Below are 17,301 nucleotides of genomic sequence, written 5' to 3'. Positions count from 1 at the left end.
CTGGCCATGGTTACTGATCCACCCAACAAATGACGGGCCGCACGTTGGGCGTAGCGGCCGCATCACAGGGGACCGTCAATGATCAAGACTCTTTCAGCGATTGTGCTCGCCGCGTGCGTCGCCGCAGCCCTCACCCTCCTGCCCGGCTTCGCGCCGACCGTCGAAGCCAGCGTGCCGCAGGCTCTCGCCAAGAGCGACCGGCTCGACATCAAGACCATCGGCAGGGACTGCTCGCAGCAGGCCTGGCCGAATTTCGAGGCGTCCTGCCTGCGCCGGGCCGGTACCAAGGCTGACGTTCGCGTGGCTCGCCTGGTGACCGCCGATCGTACCCCGTAAGCGGCCTGTCAGCTTGGCGTCACAAACGCCGGTATAACCCCATGGATATTTGCAGCGTCCCATCGCAGAGTGCATGACGCTCGCGCCCAACGGAATGGCCCGTTGGGCGCGAACCCATTGGGGGGTTGCCTTTGTCCAGTACGCCCGCAGTTGCATCCGGCCATCATCCTGATCCGTTGCCGATTGCCATGACCATGGGCGCCCTCGGGGTGGTCTACGGCGATATCGGCACCAGCCCCCTTTATGCCCTCAAGGAAGCCGCGAAGGCGGCCGCCCATGGCGCGACGGTGACACCCGAAGCTGTCCTGGGCGTTGCCTCGCTGATCCTCTGGGCGCTGCTGCTGATCATCTCGCTGAAATATGCACTGCTGATCCTGCGTGCCGACAACCGCGGCGAAGGCGGCATCGTCGCGCTGCTGGCGCTGCTGCACGCCCGCCACGCGCAGCCCGGCACCTGGCGCGCACATCTGCTGGTAGTCGGCCTCGTCGGCGCCGCGCTGCTCTACGGCGACGGCGCGATCACCCCGGCGATCTCGGTGCTGAGCGCCATCGAAGGCCTCAAGGTCGACGCGCCCTCGCTGGCGCCGGTGGTGGTGCCCGTCACAATCGCCATCCTGGTCGGCCTGTTCATGATCCAGAAGCAAGGCACCGGCTTCATCGGCCGGATCTTCGGGCCGGTGATGCTGGCCTGGTTCTTCGTGCTGGCCGCGCTTGGCATCCACGGTATCATCAAGGCACCGGCGGTGCTGGCGGCACTCAGCCCGCTCTATGCCTTCGACTTCCTGATCCACCAGGATTTCCACATCTCCTTTGCGATCCTTGGCGCGGCCTTCCTCGCCGTGACCGGGGGCGAGGCCATGTATGCCGACATGGGACATTTCGGCCGCCTGCCGATCCGGCTCGCCTGGTTCGCGATCTGCCTGCCCGCGCTGGTGCTGAATTATTTCGGCCAGGCCGCGCTCCTGATCACCGATCCCGGCATGATCGAGAATCCGTTCTTCCAGCTCTGCCCCGACGCCCTGCACTACCCCCTGGTCGCCTTCTCGGCAGTCGCAACCGTGATCGCCTCACAGGCGATCATCTCCGGCGTGTTCTCGCTGACTCAGCAGTCGATCCAGCTCGGCTTCCTGCCGCGCATGCAGATCCGCCACACCACAAGCGCTGCGATCGGCCAGATCTACGTGCCCCTGGTGAACTGGCTGCTCGCCGTCGCAACCCTCGGCGCGGTCTTGAGCTTCGGCACCTCGGATGCGCTCGCCGGCGCGTACGGCATTGCGGTGTCGCTCCTGATGGCTATCACCACGCTGCTGGCAGCGCTGGTTGCCATTCAGTGGGGCTATTCACCCTGGCTCGTGGTGGCCGTGAACGGCTTCTTCTTCGTGATCGACATGATCTTCTTCGCAGCCAACTCGATCAAGCTGTTCGAGGGCGGCTGGTTCCCGCTGCTGCTCGCGGCCCTCGTCGCGTTCCTGATGCTGACCTGGCGCGCCGGCGTGAAGCTGGTCGAGGCGGCCCGCGCCAAGCTGCGCCAGCCCGAGGAAGACCTGATCGAGACGGCGGTCAACAAGTGTCGCGCAAGGCTGCCCGGGACGGCGGTGTTCCTGGCGTCCGCGCCCAAAGGTGTTCCGCTCGCGTTGACCCAGTTCGTCAAGCACAACCATGTCCTGCACGAACGCGTCGTCCTCGTTACCGTGCTGATCGAGGAGCTTCCCCACATCGCCGATGAGGACCGCACCGAGGTGATCGAGATCATCCCCGGCATCACTCGCGTCATCCTGCATTACGGCTTCATGCAGAATCCGACGATCTATGACGGGCTGACGCTGGCCTGCGGCAAAGGCAAGCTGCCCGGCATCGACCTCTCCGAGATCACCTATTATGTCGGCCGCGAGACCATCATCCCGCGCGAGGACGTGCCGGGCATGTGGGTCTGGCGCGAAACCCTGTTCGCCTTCCTCCAGCGCAACGCCGAACGCTCCGCCGCGTTCTTCGGCGTGCCGACCAAGCAGGTCGTGGAGTTCGGGACGGAGCTGGAGATTTAGCGAAGGTTAGTAGCCCGGATGGAGCGCAGCGCAATCCGGGTTTCTCGCAAACCTACAAAGTCTCCCGGATTTCGCTACGCTCCATCCGGGCTACAGCCCCTCGAAGCTAGTGCCCGTTCCCATTCTCGCCGTTGCCGTTCTCGGCCTCTTCCGTGATGTGCTCGACCGAGACGACGTGCTCGTCCTCGGCGGTGTCGAACACGATTACGCCCTGGGTCGAGCGGCCGGCGATGCGGATGCCTTCGACCGGGCAGCGGATGAGCTGGCCCTTGTCGGTGACCAGCATGATTTGATCAGCATCCTCGACGGGGAACGACGCCACGAGGTTACCGTTGCGGTTGTTGACGCTCATCGCGACGATGCCTTTGCCGCCGCGGCCCGTGGTGCGGTACTCGTAAGACGAGGTCCGCTTGCCATAGCCGTTGACGGACACCGTCAGCACCACCTGCTCCTGCGCCGACATCTCGATATAGCGCTCCTGCGAGAGCTGGAAGCTGCCGGAGGTCTCCTCGAGCTCGGCATCGCTAGCAGGCTCCTCGGCCGCGGCTTCGCCGGCGACCGCGCGGCGCATCTTGAGGTACGCCGAACGTTCGTCCGAGGACGTTTCGACGTGGCGCAGGATCGCCAGCGAAATCACCTTGTCGCCCTCAGCCAGTGCAATGCCGCGCACGCCCATCGAGGTCCGCCCGGTGAACACGCGCACGTCGCTGACGGGGAAGCGGATGCACTGGCCGCCGGCGCCGGTGAGCAGCACATCGTCGCGCTCGGTGCAGATCTGCACGTCGACGATGGCTTCGTTGTCGTCGAGCTTCATGGCGATGATGCCGGAGCGGCGGACGTCGACGAAATCGGACAGCTTGTTGCGCCGGACGTTGCCGCCGGTGGTCGCGAACATCACGTCGAGGTTGCCCCAGGTCGACTCGTCCTCGGGCAACGGCATGATGGTGGTGATGCGCTCGCCCTGCTCCAGCGGCAGGATGTTGATCAGCGCCTTGCCGCGCGCATTCGGCGCGGCCATCGGCAGCCGCCAGACCTTTTCCTTGTAGACCTGGCCACGCGAGGAGAAGAACAACACGGGCGTATGCGTCGAGGCGACGAACAGGCGGCTGACAAAATCCTCGTCGCGGGTCTGCATGCCGGCGCGGCCCTTGCCGCCGCGGCGCTGGGCCCGGTAGGCGGACAGCGGCACGCGCTTGACGTAACCGGCATGCGAGACGGTGACGACCATTTCCTCGCGCTGGATCAGGTCCTCGTCCTCGACCTCGCCCTCCTGCTCGATGATCACCGTGCGGCGCGGGGTGGCGAACTCGGCCTTTACCTCGGCGAGCTCGGTCTTGACGATGTCGAGCACGCGGGCGCGCGAACGCAGGATGTCGAGATAATCGGCGATTTCGCCGGCGAGCGTGTCGAGCTCTTCGCGGATTTCGTCGCGACCAAGTGCAGTGAGGCGCTGCAAACGCAGGTCGAGAATCGCCCTCGCCTGCTCCATCGACAGCCGGATCGTGCCGTTCTCGCTGATGCGGTGACGCGGATCGTCGATCAGGGTCAGCATGTCCTCGACGTCGCGGGCCGGCCAGTCGCGCGACATCAGGGTGTCGCGCGCCGTGGTCGGGTCGGGTGAGGTCCGAATGACGCGGATCATCTCGTCGATATTCGCGACGGCGATCGCCAGGCCGACCAGGATATGCGCGCGGTCGCGCGCCTTGCCCAGCAGGAACTTGGTCCGCCGCGTGACGACCCGCTCACGGAAATCGACGAAGATGGCGAGCAGATCCTTCAGAGTCATGATCCGCGGCCGACCACTGTCCAGCGCCACCATGTTGACGCCGAAGCTCGTCTGCAGTGGCGTGAACCTGTAGAGCTGGTTCAGCACCACGTCGGGCACGGCATCGCGTTTCCAGCTCGATGACGACACGGAAGCCGTCGCGGTCGGATTCATCGCGCAGATCGGCGATGCCCTCGATCTTCTTCTCCTTGACGAGCTCGGCGATGCGCTCGACCATCGTCGCCTTGTTCACCTGGTACGGAATCTCGGTGACGATGAGCGCCTCGCGCTCCTTGCGGACGGTGTCGATCGTGACCTTGCCGCGCATCACCACCGAGCCACGGCCGAGATGATAACCGGCGCGGATGCCCGCCCGTCCGAGAATGATGCCGCCGGTCGGGAAATCCGGTCCGGGCACGATATTGATGAGTTCGTCGATGGTCAGCGCGGGATTGTCGATCAGCGCCACGCAGGCGTCGATGACTTCGCCGAGATTGTGCGGCGGAATGTTGGTAGCCATGCCGACCGCGATGCCGCCCGCGCCGTTCACCAGAAGGTTCGGGAACTTGGCCGGAAGGACCGACGGTTCGGTCTCGTTGTTGTCGTAGTTCGGCTGGAAATCGACCGTGTCCTTGTCGATGTCGGCCAGCAGGGCCAGCGCCGACTTGGTCAGCCGTGCTTCGGTGTAACGATAGGCGGCAGGCGGATCGCCGTCGACCGAGCCGAAATTGCCCTGGCCGTCGATCAGCGGCACGCGCATCGAGAAGTCCTGCGCCATGCGGACCATGGCGTCGTAAATCGACTGGTCGCCGTGCGGATGATACTTACCGATGACGTCACCGACCACGCGGGCGGACTTCACGTACTTCTTGTCGGGCGTGTGGCCCTGCTCGTGCATCGAGTACAGGATGCGGCGATGCACCGGCTTCAATCCGTCGCGGGCATCGGGCAACGCACGCGCCACGATCACGCTCATGGCGTAATCGAGGTAGGACTTCTTCATCTCCTCGAAGATGGAGACGGGGCGAATATCCGAGCGCTCCGGCTCGTCGCCGGGCCTCTTGTTGTCGTCGTCGGCCAAGGGGGAATCCGGTGAGTTTTTATCTGGGAATCATATAGCGCATCGAGGCCCTGATAACCACCCTTGCGGACCTTCGGGAAGTGCTTTTTCCGCTTATTTTTCCAATAACTTAAGGCCTTGCGAGGAGCGCTTCGAAACGGCCTGGAACAGGCTTTGCGAAACCGCCTCTAACACCGGGAAAACCGCGTGGCCAGCCTGCCCTGTCGGCCGGTTTGCCGTGACGCAATCCGATGTCCCCCAAAGAGAAAGCGGGCCCGGAAATCCCGAGCCCTTCCCGCGACGGCAAGATTGCCGACACGACGTGTGAAGCGCCGTCCGATCCAACCGGCGCCTCCTCGTGTGCTCCGCGTCCTCAGAACGGGATGTCGTCGTCCATGTCGCTGTTGCGGCCGCCACCGCCGCCCGCGGCCACGGGCCGGCGAGGCGCGCTCGAGACGGGACCGGAGGAGCCGAAATCGCCGCCCTGCTCCTCACCGAAGCTGCCGCCTCCGCTGCCGCTGCGGCCATCGAGCATCGTCAGCGTCGAGTTGAAGCCCTGAAGCACGACCTCGGTGGAGTATTTCTCCACGCCGCTCTGGTCGGTCCATTTGCGGGTCTGGAGCGCGCCCTCGACGTAAATCTTGGCGCCCTTCTTCAAATACTGTTCAGCGACCTTGCAGAGCCCTTCGTTGAAAATCACGACGCGGTGCCACTCGGTCTTTTCCTTGCGCTCGCCGGTCGCCTTGTCCCGCCACGTTTCCGACGTCGCAACGCTCAAATTCGCAATCGGCCGCCCGTCCTGGGTGCGGCGGATTTCCGGATCCTTGCCGAGATTTCCAACCAGAATGACCTTGTTGACGCTTCCCGCCATCGCCGCTCTCCACTCCAAATGCCACTGAATTCGACTAGCGGGCTCGCGCGCCCGCGCCATCGCCGCCTGTTGGGCGACCCTATACGCTTACGGGCATCGATCGGCCCGCCAGGCCCTCGGTTATCCCCACATATAGCATCAACACGGGATCCGTTCCAGCTTTGTTCCGCCCGAAATCCGACACTGCAAACCGGCGCTTGGCCGCAGCACGGTCCCGCTCGCTTCAGTGCGTCGATGGAACCTTTTTGGGTTCCCGCCTATCCCGAAAAATACTTAACATTCATCAACTTGCAGCCCGTTCGATTGACCGCCGACTGTGGCGTTCCGGAGACGGACCCGGGCCCTTACGGGGCTAGACTTGCCTTGGAATGGCTCGGATGGGCGTCGCGCCTGAGGCCACTTCGGGGACCTTGAAGCAAGCAACAATAGATTGGGGAGACTGCAATGAAAAAAATCCTGCTAAGTGCATTTGGCCTAATTGCGTTCAACCTCTCGGCTCCCGCGAGCGCAGCGGATCTTGCGGCCCGTCCTTACACCAAGGCGCCGGCGCCTGCGATCGCGACGATCTACGATTGGAGCGGCTTCTATATCGGCATCAACGGCGGTGGCGGTTCGAGCCACAAATGCTGGGACTTCGTGACACCGGGGACCGGGGTGCTGGTGGGGGAAGGCTGTCACAACGCGACGGGCGGCACCATCGGCGGCCAGATCGGCTATCGTTGGCAGTCGGCCAATTGGGTGTTCGGTCTTGAAGGCCAAGGCAACTGGGCCGATTTCCGGGGCGACAACGTCAGCACACTTTTCCCAGGCAGCGCTCTGGTCACGGGTGATCGCAACCGTTCGCGCATCGACGCGTTCGGCCTCATCACCGGTCAGGTTGGTTACGCCTGGAACAGCGTGCTCCTCTACGTGAAGGGCGGCGGCGCCGTGGTCGGAGACAGGTACGACGTCTATGCCGCCGCCGGCACGCCCGGCGCGGGCGCGCTGCTGGCTTCGGCACGCGAAACCCGCTGGGGCGGAGCGATCGGCGCCGGTCTGGAATTCGGCTTCGCGCCGAACTGGTCGGTGGGCGTCGAGTACGACCACTTGTTCCTCGGCCATCGCACGGTCGGCTTCACCACGCCAGCGGGCGCGGCGTTCGGGAGCGACCGAATCGGGCAGGACGTGGATATGGGACTGATCCGGCTGAACTACCGCTGGGGCGGGCCCGTCATCGCGAAGTACTGATAGCACTGGTTTCACGCGCGTCTCTAAGGCCGGCCTCGTGCCGGCCTTTTTTTGTGCCCGCGCAAACGGGGAATTAATAGGTCAGCATCTGCGACATTTTTAGGCCGTTGTGACTTTCGGGAGACACAACTTGCGGCTTCAGTGGTGTAGGTACGACATCAGTTGGACCAACGCGTCCGATGCTCTTCCGACGCACGGAAGGCAAATCAGAAACTGGGACTGGGATTTGTTGAAATGAAGAAAATTTTGCTGGCTTCGGCCTGTCTGCTCGCTCTCACTGGCGCCGCCTCGGCTGCCGATCTGGCGGCTCGCCCCTACACCAAGGCTCCTGTCGCTATCGCCTCGGTCTACAACTGGACCGGCTTCTACCTCGGTATCGTCGGTGGCGGCGCCTGGGAGAACGCTTCCGGCGACCCGAAGATGAAGGGCGGCTTCGTCGGCGGTACCGCCGGCTACAACTGGCAGACCGGCAACGTCGTGTTCGGCGTCGAGGCCGATGGCGCGTGGGCTGACGTCAGCGCGTCGGCAGCTGGTGCGGTTTTCGTGCCGGGCGTCGGTGCGATTCCCGCCTCGGTGAGCTCGAAGACGGACGCGATGGGCACCGTGCGCGGCCGCATCGGCTACGCTGTCAACAATGTCCTGTTCTACGGCACCGGCGGCTACGCCTGGATCGACAACAAGATCACTGCGACGCTGGGCCCGGTCTCGATCTCCGACAGCAAATTCCACTCGGGCTGGACCGTCGGCGCTGGCGTCGAAGCGTTCATCGCCCCGCAGTGGTCGATCAAGGGCGAGTACCTCTATCGCAGCCTTGGCGGCGAGACCTATTTCTCGGGCGCCGTGCCCTCCGGCACGCTCAACTTCCACACCGTGCAGTTCGGCGTGAACTATCACTTCAACGGCCCGGTCGTCGCCAAGTACTAAGCCAAGTACTGAGCTTCGGCTCCAACGCCATCGCGTTACGAAAGGCCGGCCTTGCGCCGGCCTTTTTGTTTTTGTGCAACCTCGCAGCGGCGCGCCTCGGGGTGGTTCCGAGCCCCGCTGCTGCCAAATGCCGCCAGCGCGCCAACAATCCGTTGACGATCTGCAAGTCCCACTGGAAATCCGCGCCCGTTCTTCCTACGTTCGCTGCCATACCCATCGGCGCCGATCCCGGTTCCGGGCGAAGCGCGCCTCGAATGTTGGCGCGATCGCGTGCCTTTGGGATTCCTTGAGGACCACCGGGATGGATGAAGTGATCAAGGCGAAGCGCCAAGCCACCAACGCGGGCTCAAGCCTGCGCGCAATTACGATCCGTGGCGCGCGCGAGCACAACCTCAAGAATGTCGACGTCGAGATCCCCGCGACAAGCTCGTCGTGTTCACCGGCCTCTCCGGCTCCGGCAAATCCTCGCTCGCCTTCGACACCATCTATGCCGAGGGCCAGCGCCGCTACGTCGAATCGCTGTCCGCCTATGCCCGCCAGTTCCTCGAAATGATGCAGAAGCCGGACGTCGATCAGATCGACGGATTATCTCCGGCGATCTCGATCGAGCAGAAGACGACCTCGAAGAACCCGCGGTCGACCGTCGGCACCGTGACCGAGATCTACGACTACATGCGCCTGCTGTGGGCGCGCGTCGGCGTGCCCTATTCGCCCGCGACGGGACTGCCGATCGAAAGCCAGACCGTCTCGCAGATGGTCGACCGCGTGCTGATGCTGCCCGAGGGCACCCGCCTCTATCTGCTTGCGCCGGTCGTGCGCGGCCGCAAGGGCGAGTACCGGAAGGAGCTCGCCGAATGGCTCAAGAAGGGCTTTCAGCGCGTCAAGATCGACGGCACCTTCCATGAGCTCGCCGAGGCGCCGACGCTCGATAAGAAATTCCCGCACGACATCGACGTCGTCGTCGACCGTATCGTGGTGCGCGCCGACATCGGCCAGCGCCTCGCCGAAAGCTTCGAGACCGCGCTGAAGCTCGCCGAGGGCCTCGCCGTCGTCGAATTCGCCGACGCTCCCGCAGCAGCGCCGGTCGAAGAAAAGAAGAAGACCGCGAAGATCCACGACAAGAGCGGGCCCGAGCGCATGCTGTTCTCGGAAAAGTTCGCCTGTCCGGTCTCCGGCTTCACCATCCCCGAGATCGAGCCCAGGCTGTTTTCCTTCAACAATCCCTATGGCGCGTGTCCTGCCTGCGGCGGGCTCGGCGTCGAGCAGCATGTCGACGAGGATCTTGTCATCCCCGACAAGGAAACCACCCTGCGCAAGGGCGCGATCGCGCCCTGGGCCAAATCGTCATCGCCTTATTACGTGCAGACGCTGACCGCGCTCGGCAAGCACTACAAATTCACGCTCGACACCAAGTGGAAGGATCTCGCCAAGAAGACCAAAGACGCGATCCTCTACGGTTCCGGCGAGGACGAGATCAAGTTCTCCTATGAGGACGGCGTCCGCTCCTACGACACCAAGAAGCCGTTCGAGGGCGTCATCACCAATATCAACCGCCGCTATCGCGAGACCGAGAGCGAGTGGGCGCGCGAGGAGCTGGCGAAGTATTTCCACGACGTGCCCTGCGAAGCCTGCCACGGCTTTCGGCTGAAGCCCGAGGCGCTCTGCGTCAAGATTGGCGGCAAGCATATCGGTGACATCTCCGAACTGTCGGTCAAGGGCGCCGGCGCGTGGTTCGAGACCGTGCCGGAGGCGCTCAATGCGCAACAGAATGAGATCGCCGGCCGCATCCTCAAGGAGATCCGCGAGCGCCTCACCTTCCTGCTCGACGTCGGTCTCAATTACCTCACCCTCTCCCGCTCTTCCGGGACGCTGTCGGGCGGCGAGAGCCAGCGCATCCGCCTGGCGTCGCAAATCGGCTCGGGCCTGACCGGCGTGCTCTACGTGCTGGACGAGCCCTCGATCGGCCTGCACCAGCGCGACAACGCCCGCCTGCTCGACACGCTGAAGCGACTGCGCGACCTCGGCAATACCGTGATCGTGGTCGAGCATGACGAGGATGCGATCCTGCTCGCCGACTACGTCCTCGACATCGGCCCCGGTGCCGGCATGCATGGCGGCAACATCATCGCCGAAGGCACGCCGGCCGAGATCATGCGCAACCCGAACTCGCTGACCGGAAAATATCTCACCGGCGAGCTCGAGGTCGAGGTGCCGGAGCGGCGTCCGCCGAACCATCGCCGCACCATCAAGGTGGTGAACGCGCGGGGCAATAACCTCAAGAACGTCACCGCGGAGATTCCCGCTCGGCCTGTTCACCTGCGTCACCGGCGTCTCCGGCGGCGGCAAGTCAACGCTCTTGATCGACACGCTCTACAAGGCGATCGCCCGCAAGCTGAACAATGCGAGCGAAGGCGCCGCCCCGCACGACCGCATCGAGGGCCTCGAGCACATCGACAAGATCATCGACATCGACCAGTCGCCGATCGGCCGCACCCCGCGCTCCAACCCCGCGACTTACACCGGCGCGTTCACGCCGATCCGCGAATGGTTCGCCGGCCTGCCCGAGTCGAAAGCGCGCGGCTACGAGCCCGGACGCTTCTCGTTCAACGTCAAGGGTGGCCGCTGCGAGGCGTGCCAGGGCGATGGCGTCATCAAGATCGAGATGCACTTCCTGCCCGACGTCTACGTCACCTGCGACGTCTGCAAGGGCAAGCGCTACAACCGCGAGACGCTCGAGGTGCTGTTCAAGGGCAAGAGCATCGCCGACGTGCTCGACATGACCGTCGAGGAAGCCGCCGAGTTCTTCAAGGCGGTGCCGCGCGTGCGCGAGACCTTTCAGACCCTGCACCGCGTCGGCCTCGACTACATTCATGTCGGCCAGCAGGCCACGACGCTTTCGGGCGGCGAAGCCCAGCGTGTCAAGCTGGCGAAGGAGCTGTCAAAACGCGCCACCGGCCGCACACTCTACATCCTGGACGAGCCGACCACCGGCCTCCATTTCCACGACGTCAAGAAGCTTCTGGAGGTGCTGCACGAGCTGGTCGCGCAGGGCAACACGGTCGTCGTCATCGAGCACAATCTCGAAGTCATCAAGACCGCCGACTGGGTGATCGACCTCGGCCCCGAAGGCGGCGACGGCGGCGGCGAGATCGTCGCCTGGGGTCCGCCGGAAGACATCGCGAAGGCGCCAAGGAGCTATACGGGACAGTTTCTGGCACCTGTGCTGGCCAAGGCGCGGAAGCCGAAGCGGAGGCGCGCGGCGAGCGAGGCGGCGGAGTAGGACTTATTCGTCTGCGGGGGTGATCGGGGATCAAACCTGTGAGAACTCGATGCCCAGCCCAACGTACGCCCTATTTCGCAAGGCCATTCTCGCTGAACAGCAGGTGACCTGCGTCTACGAACGGCGATATCGTGAACTTTGCCCGCATGTCATCGGGACCAACAAGAACGGTGAGGAGGCAGTGCTCGCTTGGCAATTCGCTGGCGAGAGCAGCGGGCCATTGCCGCAATGGCGGTGCCTAAAGCTGGCCAATGTCAGCGATGCCTCGGCGCGCGAGGGCCGCTGGCACGAGGGCGGCTCTCACCGAAGGACTCAGGACCTGCGTCAGCAACATTGATCTCGACATCAATGTTGACGTGCGCAAGTAGCGGTGAGTCACTGATCCCCAGTGCCCTAATCCGGTTCTATAACGAACGGGATCGAAAGCGAATCTCATCAACCACCACATAACGCCCAAAGAGGCCTTCTCCGAATTGGTTGATGGCCTCCAACAGACGCGCCCACACGAGCGCCCCATTCCCTGGGTCAATGCGCAGCAGAACGAGACCAGGGACGACTTGCCCGCGACGGAAAACAAGTTCGCCGAAGTCCTTGTCTGCCGTGAGGAGAAGACGTCCTTCTCGAGACGCCAGCGCTATAACCTCTGTGTCGCTCACGCTGGCAGCGAACTCGGCGACGTAATGCATGTCGTGGCCAACCCTGCGAAACTCTCGAACCAGCGAGAATGAGACGCACTCGTCCGCCAGCCAGCGCACAAATTCACCGATAAATGATGTCTTCGTCTGCCAGATAATCGGCCGCAAAGGCCTGCGCTGCTCGAATGTCCTCAAGCGTGAGCCGTGGGTGCTCAGAGACGATGGCTTCACTCGTCATGCCCGCGCCGAGTTCACGCAGCACCAGCTCAACCGGGATACGTGTACCTCGGATCACAGGCTTGCCGTCCATAACCGCGGGGTTGATTTCAATCCGCTCGTGCCGCATGGCTGTCCTCGAACTTTTCTGAAGAATAGCATATCGCCTCTCGCTTGTCAGCGGCCCCAGTTCAGCCAATGCCCTACGCCCTCGTCATCTTCGACCTCGACGGCACGCTGGCCGACAGCTTTCCCTGGTTCCTGCGCACCATCAACGAGGTCGCCGACCGCTTCGGCTTTCGCCGCGTGCGGGATGAGGACGTCGAGGCGCTGCGGAATGCTTCGACGCGGGAGATCCTCAGCCGTCTCGAGGTGCCCGTGTGGAAGCTGCCGGCGATCGCGCGGCATGCGCGGCGGCTGAAGGGCGAGGCTGCGGCCGAGATCTCGCTATTCGCGGGCGTCGAGACGATGCTACGGACGCTGGCCGGGCGCGGCGTGCAGTTGGCGCTCGTGAGCTCCGACAGTGAAGCCAATGCACGACAGAAGCTTGGCGAGGCGTCCGCTCTGTTCACGCATTTCGACTGCGCGGCCTCGCTGTACGGCAAGCCGGCAAAATTTCGCCGGGTCATCCGGCGCGCCGGCGTGGAGGCCGGCCGCGTGATCGCGATCGGCGACGAGCTGCGCGACATCGAAGCGGCGCGGGCGATCGGCATCGCCTGCGGCGCGGTGTGCTGGGGCTATGCGGCGCCGGCGGCGCTGCGGGCGCGTCGACCCGACCTCGTTTTCGAACGCATCGACGATATCGCACCGGCATTGCTTGCAGGCGCCATGGAGTTGGGTGGTTCGACGTCAGCCTAGCTGCCGCGCGACGGCTCGTGCTTCTCCAGAGACATTGCGATCCGCTACAGATAGTCGTGCGACGAGCGCTCGCGTGCACACAACGGCTTGCGCCGCCGGCGGGCAAAACACCCAACAAGAGGTCAATCGCACGACGCAAAAATATTTCTCTTTATCCGTATTTCGGATTATCATATAGAAGATCATCCCATCGTCACGACACGCGGGATGGGACGTGGTGGACACAGGCGGTATCGGCGCGAAGGTGGTTTGCAGGGCGGGTCACTCCGTGAGCAACGACCCGCGCGCACACGACCGGTGCAGCCTGTGTACGGCAAAATCGTGTGGTCCTGGCGCCCGGGGTCTGTGCGCCAAGTCTTGCGGTGATGTGGCGGCCCGACCGGGTCCGCAGCATCAGCCATCCGCAAGGCGACGGGGGCAATAGTGCATCGCTCCCCGGGGAGAGCACGACATAAGCCGTAAAACCACTGCGCAGGGAAGGCCGGATATTTGGCTTCACCTGTATGCCGCTGTGCAGCCTCTTGTAGCGCAACCTTCGCACAGTGGACCGTGGGTGCCAGCCGGCACCCGGCCTTCCCTGCGCCCTCGGCGTTTTCGAGGGCGATGATGACCACAAAGCTCGGGCAGAATATGCTGCGAGGGCGCGAAGGTGTGTCCGCGATTGAGATGCGCGTTGCTGGAGAACAGCCAATGCCTCTCGCTCCGCAATGACGATGGAGAGAGCGAGTGTCGGTCACCCGCCTCGATCACTCGGTCAGCGTCGCCTCCACAAACCCGCGCGGATCGTCACAGAATTCGCGCATCACCCGGTAATGATCAGTTTGCTCCACCGTGGTCGGCTCCAGGCCGTATTTCCCGAGCCGGAGCAACTGCGCATTTGGATAGGCCATCAGCATCGGCGAATGGGTTGCCATGATGACCTGGCAGATGCGGGAATCTTCCATGCGTCGCAAAAGCTTCAGGAATTCGATCTGTCGCGCCGGCGACAGCGCGGATCCGGCTCGTCGAAGATGAAAATGCCTTGGCGTTGGCAGCGCTCTTCAAAGAAACGCAGAAAGCCCTCGCCGTGCGAATGAGAGAGGAAATCGGGTCCCAACTGCCCCGCGTCGCGAGCGGCCTTGTCGAGATATCTGGCAACCGAGAAAAAACTCTCGGCACGAAAGAACCAGCCGTTCGTGATCTTGGGCAACCAGCTCGCGCGCAGCGCTTTGGAAAGTTGGCCGCCCATTTTCTCGCGTGCATCGGAATGGTCGACCGGCATGTAACCCTTGCCTCCACCGGCATCGTCGTAGCCGGCGAGCGCTGCGATCCCCTCCAGGATCGTCGACTTCCCGGTGCCATTCTCTCCAACGATGATCGTGATGGCGGCGTCAAAGTTGAGCTCGAAATCATCCGGAAAGATCGGCAAGCAAAACGGATAAGCAGCGCGATCGCGAACGTGCGACGGGTCGAGCCAGACCCGCTTCAGATACGGCGCAGGCAGGTTGATCGTGCGATAGCCCTTCCGCGCCAATGTCGGCCTCCGAAACTCCAATTGTCCGGGAACATAACCGGAACAATCGGATTGCGAAAGTCGTATCTTGCAGCCGCGGGCCCAGGTCGCAGGTCAATCCAGCGCTTCCAGCACCAGCTCCATGGTCATCAGCACGGGATTGTCGCCGCGGACCAGGCGTCCCTCGGCGATACCGCCCGTGTAGTCAATCAGAGCCACATCGAGCGCGGCCACCAGACTGCCGGAGTTTCCAGGTGTGATCGTGCCGACCGTAACGGCGAGCTCAGTGGCGAATGGCTCAGTCACGCCGCCATTGACAAAGCATGCGCCGATGGTCGAGCCGACGCCGCCGCGGATTTTGGCGCGCGCGATACCATGCTCCCGGCAAAACTGTTCGAGGCAGCCGGCAAAATCCTGATTGGGCCGCAGCCGCAGCGCGAAAGCGCGGCTGGTCGTGCCTGCACCGGTGCTCGCAGCAGGGACCGGCCCGAACAGCTTGAAGTTGGTCTCGGGATCCGGCTCGGCGATGAACATCGCGCCATCGAGACCAAAGGCCTCGACCAAAAACGGCTCGGCGACGATCGTCTCGTCCGGCAGCATATGCCCGCCGCTGGCGCGGCCCTCGGCCTCGGTCCACAGCCCGTGGCAATGAAAGAACGGCGCGCCGTCGCGCGTGCCCAGCGTCATGCAGCCGAGCTTCGTGCGGGTGATGCCCGTTGGCCGATAGGTCTCGCTGTAGAACGCCGCATTTTCGCCGGTCTTGGACAGCGCCGGCATCACATAGGCGAACGGCCCCAGCGCTCCACTGCCAAACCTCAGCACGCCGCCGGCAAATCCCTCAGCCGCAAAACCGCGGCGCGCGGCTTCCAACAGCGGAAGACCTGCTTGAAGCGTGAACGAGAAGGCACGCCCCCTCGCCTCCACCCATTGGATGCGTTCGGCGACCGGCGCGCCCGGCTGCTTGATGCTGCGCATGACCGGCACTCAACCCGCCTGCGTCTTGTCGAGGTCGAGCAGCCCACGTGCCTCGAGCTCGTCACGCACCATGCGCTTTGGAATTTTGCCATAGCCGGACTTCGGCAGCGCCTCCCAGAAGAAGAAGCGTTTTGGCATCTTGTAGCGCGGCACTTTTGGCAAAAGGAACGCCGCCATCTCCGCCTCGCTCACCGGCGTCTTGCCCTCCCGCGCGACGCAGACGGCGACGCCGACCTCGCCCCAGGTCGCATCGGGCACGCCGAGGACGGCGACCTCGCCGACGCAAGGATGCGTCAAGATCTTCTCCTCGATCTCGCGCGGATAGATGTTGGAGCCGCCGGAGATGTACATGTCGGATGCACGTCCCGTGATGTAGAGAAATCCCTCTTCATCCATGTGGCCGAGATCGCCGGTGCGGAACCAGCCGTTGCGAAACGCCTTAGCATTGGCTTCAGGGTTGTCGTAGTAACCGGCGAGCACGGCGGGACCGATCACGCAGATCTCGCCGCTCTGGTTGGCCCCGAGCTCACGGCCGTCGTCGTCCTGGATCGAGACCTGCATGCCGGTCCGGTCGAAGCCGCAGGTACCGATCCTGGCATGCGGCCCGTCTTCGGGATCGTGCAGTGCTGCCGGCAGCACGGTGATGTTGCCGGTGACCTCGCCAAGGCCAAAATATTGCACGATGACCTTCCCGAGCTTCTTCAGCGCGGCCTTCTGGTCCTCGCGATACATCGGCGCGCCGGCATAGATCACGTGGCGCAACGACGAATGATCGTATTTGTCGGCAGCGGGGTGCTCGACCATCATCTTCAGGATCGTCGGCACGGTGAACAGATTGCCGACGCGGTGCGCCTCGATCAAACGGAACGCCTCGTCGATGTCGAACTTCTCGGTCGGCAGCAGCACGGTCCGCACCCCGCGCGCGGTCTGCACCAGCTGATGCACGCCGGCACCATGCGACAGCGGCGCGACCACCAACGAGGCATCTGCTTCCGTGACGCCCGGCGTCAGATCGGCAAGATGGTTGGTCACGACAAAACCCATCTGACCGTGGGTCAGGACCGCGGCCTTGGAGCGGCCGGTGGTGCCGGAGGTGAAAAAGAACCAGCAGGGGTCGTCATGCTCGACAGCAACGTTCTCGACCGTGCTGCCTGCCCGCGAGGCAACAGCATCTGCAACCGACGTTTCGCCGAAAGATGCCCTGCCGTCGATGCTCCACGTGAATGCCAGCGCGCCGCCCTGCACGGCCGCGGCGTGCTCTGGAAAATCGACGTGGCACAGAAACGCCTTCGCCCCGGAGGCCTGCGCGAGGTAGGCGACTTCGTCGGGCATCAGGCGGAAATTGGTGGGCACCCAGACCGCGCCGAGCCGGAACGCGGCAAACATCGAGAAGAACATCTCGTCGCCATTCTTCGAATGGACGAGAATGCGGTCGCCCTTGCCGACACCGCGCGCGGCGAGTGCCGCTGCGAGCGCCGAGACCTGCGCGTCGATCTCGCGCCACGTCCAGGACTTGTCACCCCAGACGAAACCGGGACGCGATCCATGCCGCCGCGCATTCTGGGTCAGCATGTAAGCGAGGTTCATGACACGGCGGGACATGCGGAGCGACGGCATGGG

General features: G+C 63.8%; 11 protein-coding genes and 3 pseudogenes. 7 read left to right on the top strand and 7 right to left on the bottom strand.

The features are described 5' to 3' along the window. Window positions 1-78 precede the first annotated feature (78 nt). Together AB8Z38_RS05910 and AB8Z38_RS05905 are read left to right on the top strand one after the other, a co-directional pair. A complete protein-coding gene (locus AB8Z38_RS05910) occupies window positions 79-336 on the top strand; it encodes a hypothetical protein (protein WP_369723520.1) in 258 nt (85 codons plus the stop codon). A gap of 188 nt (window positions 337-524) precedes the next feature. Continuing rightward, window positions 525-2,378 (top strand): potassium transporter Kup, encoded by a 1,854-nt coding sequence (locus tag AB8Z38_RS05905; RefSeq protein ID WP_369723519.1) that lies wholly within the window; start codon window positions 525-527, stop codon window positions 2,376-2,378. A gap of 106 nt (window positions 2,379-2,484) precedes the next feature. On the opposite strand, the pseudogene gyrA reads toward AB8Z38_RS05905, so the two are convergent. Beyond that, window positions 2,485-5,224, bottom strand: a pseudogene (gyrA, locus tag AB8Z38_RS05900) (DNA gyrase subunit A). Window positions 5,225-5,576: 352 nt separating this feature from the next. Then, window positions 5,577-6,074, bottom strand: coding sequence for a single-stranded DNA-binding protein (locus tag AB8Z38_RS05895; protein WP_369723518.1), 498 nt, complete (start codon window positions 6,072-6,074; stop codon window positions 5,577-5,579). Between the two features lie 444 nt (window positions 6,075-6,518). Here AB8Z38_RS05895 and AB8Z38_RS05890 point away from each other — a divergent pair, with 444 nt between their 5' ends. From AB8Z38_RS05890 to AB8Z38_RS05875, 4 genes and pseudogenes are all read left to right on the top strand, one after another. Beyond that, window positions 6,519-7,301: an outer membrane protein gene (locus AB8Z38_RS05890; RefSeq protein WP_369723517.1), complete on the top strand. Its 783-nt coding sequence runs from the start codon at window positions 6,519-6,521 to the stop codon at window positions 7,299-7,301. 234 nt (window positions 7,302-7,535) lie between these two features. Further along, window positions 7,536-8,225, top strand: a complete 690-nt coding sequence (locus tag AB8Z38_RS05885; protein ID WP_369723516.1) for an outer membrane protein — start codon at window positions 7,536-7,538, stop codon at window positions 8,223-8,225. 301 nt (window positions 8,226-8,526) lie between these two features. Next, window positions 8,527-11,505 (top strand): annotated as a pseudogene (gene uvrA / locus AB8Z38_RS05880) (excinuclease ABC subunit UvrA). A 49-nt stretch (window positions 11,506-11,554) separates the two neighbouring features. Further along, window positions 11,555-11,842: a hypothetical protein gene (locus AB8Z38_RS05875; RefSeq protein ID WP_369723515.1), complete on the top strand. Its 288-nt coding sequence runs from the start codon at window positions 11,555-11,557 to the stop codon at window positions 11,840-11,842. A gap of 67 nt (window positions 11,843-11,909) precedes the next feature. Here AB8Z38_RS05875 and AB8Z38_RS05870 read toward each other — a convergent pair whose 3' ends face one another. Next, window positions 11,910-12,308, bottom strand: coding sequence for a DUF5615 family PIN-like protein (locus tag AB8Z38_RS05870; protein WP_369723514.1), 399 nt, complete (start codon window positions 12,306-12,308; stop codon window positions 11,910-11,912). Next, the gene (locus tag AB8Z38_RS05865; RefSeq protein ID WP_369723513.1) at window positions 12,265-12,486 is read right to left on the bottom strand and encodes a DUF433 domain-containing protein; all 222 of its coding nucleotides are present in this window, start codon (window positions 12,484-12,486) and stop codon (window positions 12,265-12,267) included. Before AB8Z38_RS05865 ends, AB8Z38_RS05870 begins: the two co-directional genes overlap by 44 nt. 68 nt (window positions 12,487-12,554) lie before the next feature. Between AB8Z38_RS05865 and AB8Z38_RS05860 the strand changes: the two genes are divergently transcribed. After that, on the top strand, window positions 12,555-13,214 hold the full coding sequence (locus AB8Z38_RS05860) for an HAD-IA family hydrolase (RefSeq protein WP_369723512.1): 660 nt from the start codon (window positions 12,555-12,557) through the stop codon (window positions 13,212-13,214). A 746-nt stretch (window positions 13,215-13,960) separates the two neighbouring features. On the opposite strand, the pseudogene AB8Z38_RS05855 reads toward AB8Z38_RS05860, so the two are convergent. The 3 genes and pseudogenes from AB8Z38_RS05855 to AB8Z38_RS05845 all read right to left on the bottom strand — a co-directional run bounded on the left by AB8Z38_RS05855 (window position 13,961) and on the right by AB8Z38_RS05845 (window position 17,298). Beyond that, window positions 13,961-14,727, bottom strand: a pseudogene (locus AB8Z38_RS05855) (AAA family ATPase). Between the two features lie 93 nt (window positions 14,728-14,820). Beyond that, window positions 14,821-15,681, bottom strand: coding sequence for a PCC domain-containing protein (locus AB8Z38_RS05850; protein ID WP_369723511.1), 861 nt, complete (start codon window positions 15,679-15,681; stop codon window positions 14,821-14,823). Window positions 15,682-15,690: 9 nt separating this feature from the next. Then, the gene (locus AB8Z38_RS05845; RefSeq protein WP_369723510.1) at window positions 15,691-17,298 is read right to left on the bottom strand and encodes an acyl-CoA synthetase; all 1,608 of its coding nucleotides are present in this window, start codon (window positions 17,296-17,298) and stop codon (window positions 15,691-15,693) included. Between the last annotated feature and the right edge of the window lie 3 nt (window positions 17,299-17,301).

The organism is Bradyrhizobium sp. LLZ17 (assembly GCF_041200145.1).
Classification (GTDB): domain Bacteria; phylum Pseudomonadota; class Alphaproteobacteria; order Rhizobiales; family Xanthobacteraceae; genus Bradyrhizobium.
Note: the sequence above shows the minus strand (reverse complement) of the source record. Positions and strands in the feature narration are given on the sequence as shown.

Excerpts from the sequence above, each read along its gene's own strand:
- AB8Z38_RS05895 (WP_369723518.1), bottom strand. The coding sequence starts at position 6,074 with ATGGCGGGAAGCGTCAACAAGGTCATTCTGGTTGGAAATCTCGGCAAG.
- AB8Z38_RS05865 (WP_369723513.1), bottom strand. The coding sequence starts at position 12,486 with ATGCGGCACGAGCGGATTGAAATCAACCCCGCGGTTATGGACGGCAAG.
- AB8Z38_RS05850 (WP_369723511.1), bottom strand. The coding sequence starts at position 15,681 with ATGCGCAGCATCAAGCAGCCGGGCGCGCCGGTCGCCGAACGCATCCAA.
- AB8Z38_RS05910 (WP_369723520.1), top strand. The coding sequence starts at position 79 with ATGATCAAGACTCTTTCAGCGATTGTGCTCGCCGCGTGCGTCGCCGCA.
- AB8Z38_RS05890 (WP_369723517.1), top strand. The coding sequence starts at position 6,519 with ATGAAAAAAATCCTGCTAAGTGCATTTGGCCTAATTGCGTTCAACCTC.
- AB8Z38_RS05905 (WP_369723519.1), top strand. The coding sequence starts at position 525 with ATGACCATGGGCGCCCTCGGGGTGGTCTACGGCGATATCGGCACCAGC.
- AB8Z38_RS05860 (WP_369723512.1), top strand. The coding sequence starts at position 12,555 with ATGCCCTACGCCCTCGTCATCTTCGACCTCGACGGCACGCTGGCCGAC.
- AB8Z38_RS05885 (WP_369723516.1), top strand. The coding sequence starts at position 7,536 with ATGAAGAAAATTTTGCTGGCTTCGGCCTGTCTGCTCGCTCTCACTGGC.
- AB8Z38_RS05875 (WP_369723515.1), top strand. The coding sequence starts at position 11,555 with ATGCCCAGCCCAACGTACGCCCTATTTCGCAAGGCCATTCTCGCTGAA.
- AB8Z38_RS05845 (WP_369723510.1), bottom strand. The coding sequence starts at position 17,298 with ATGCCGTCGCTCCGCATGTCCCGCCGTGTCATGAACCTCGCTTACATG.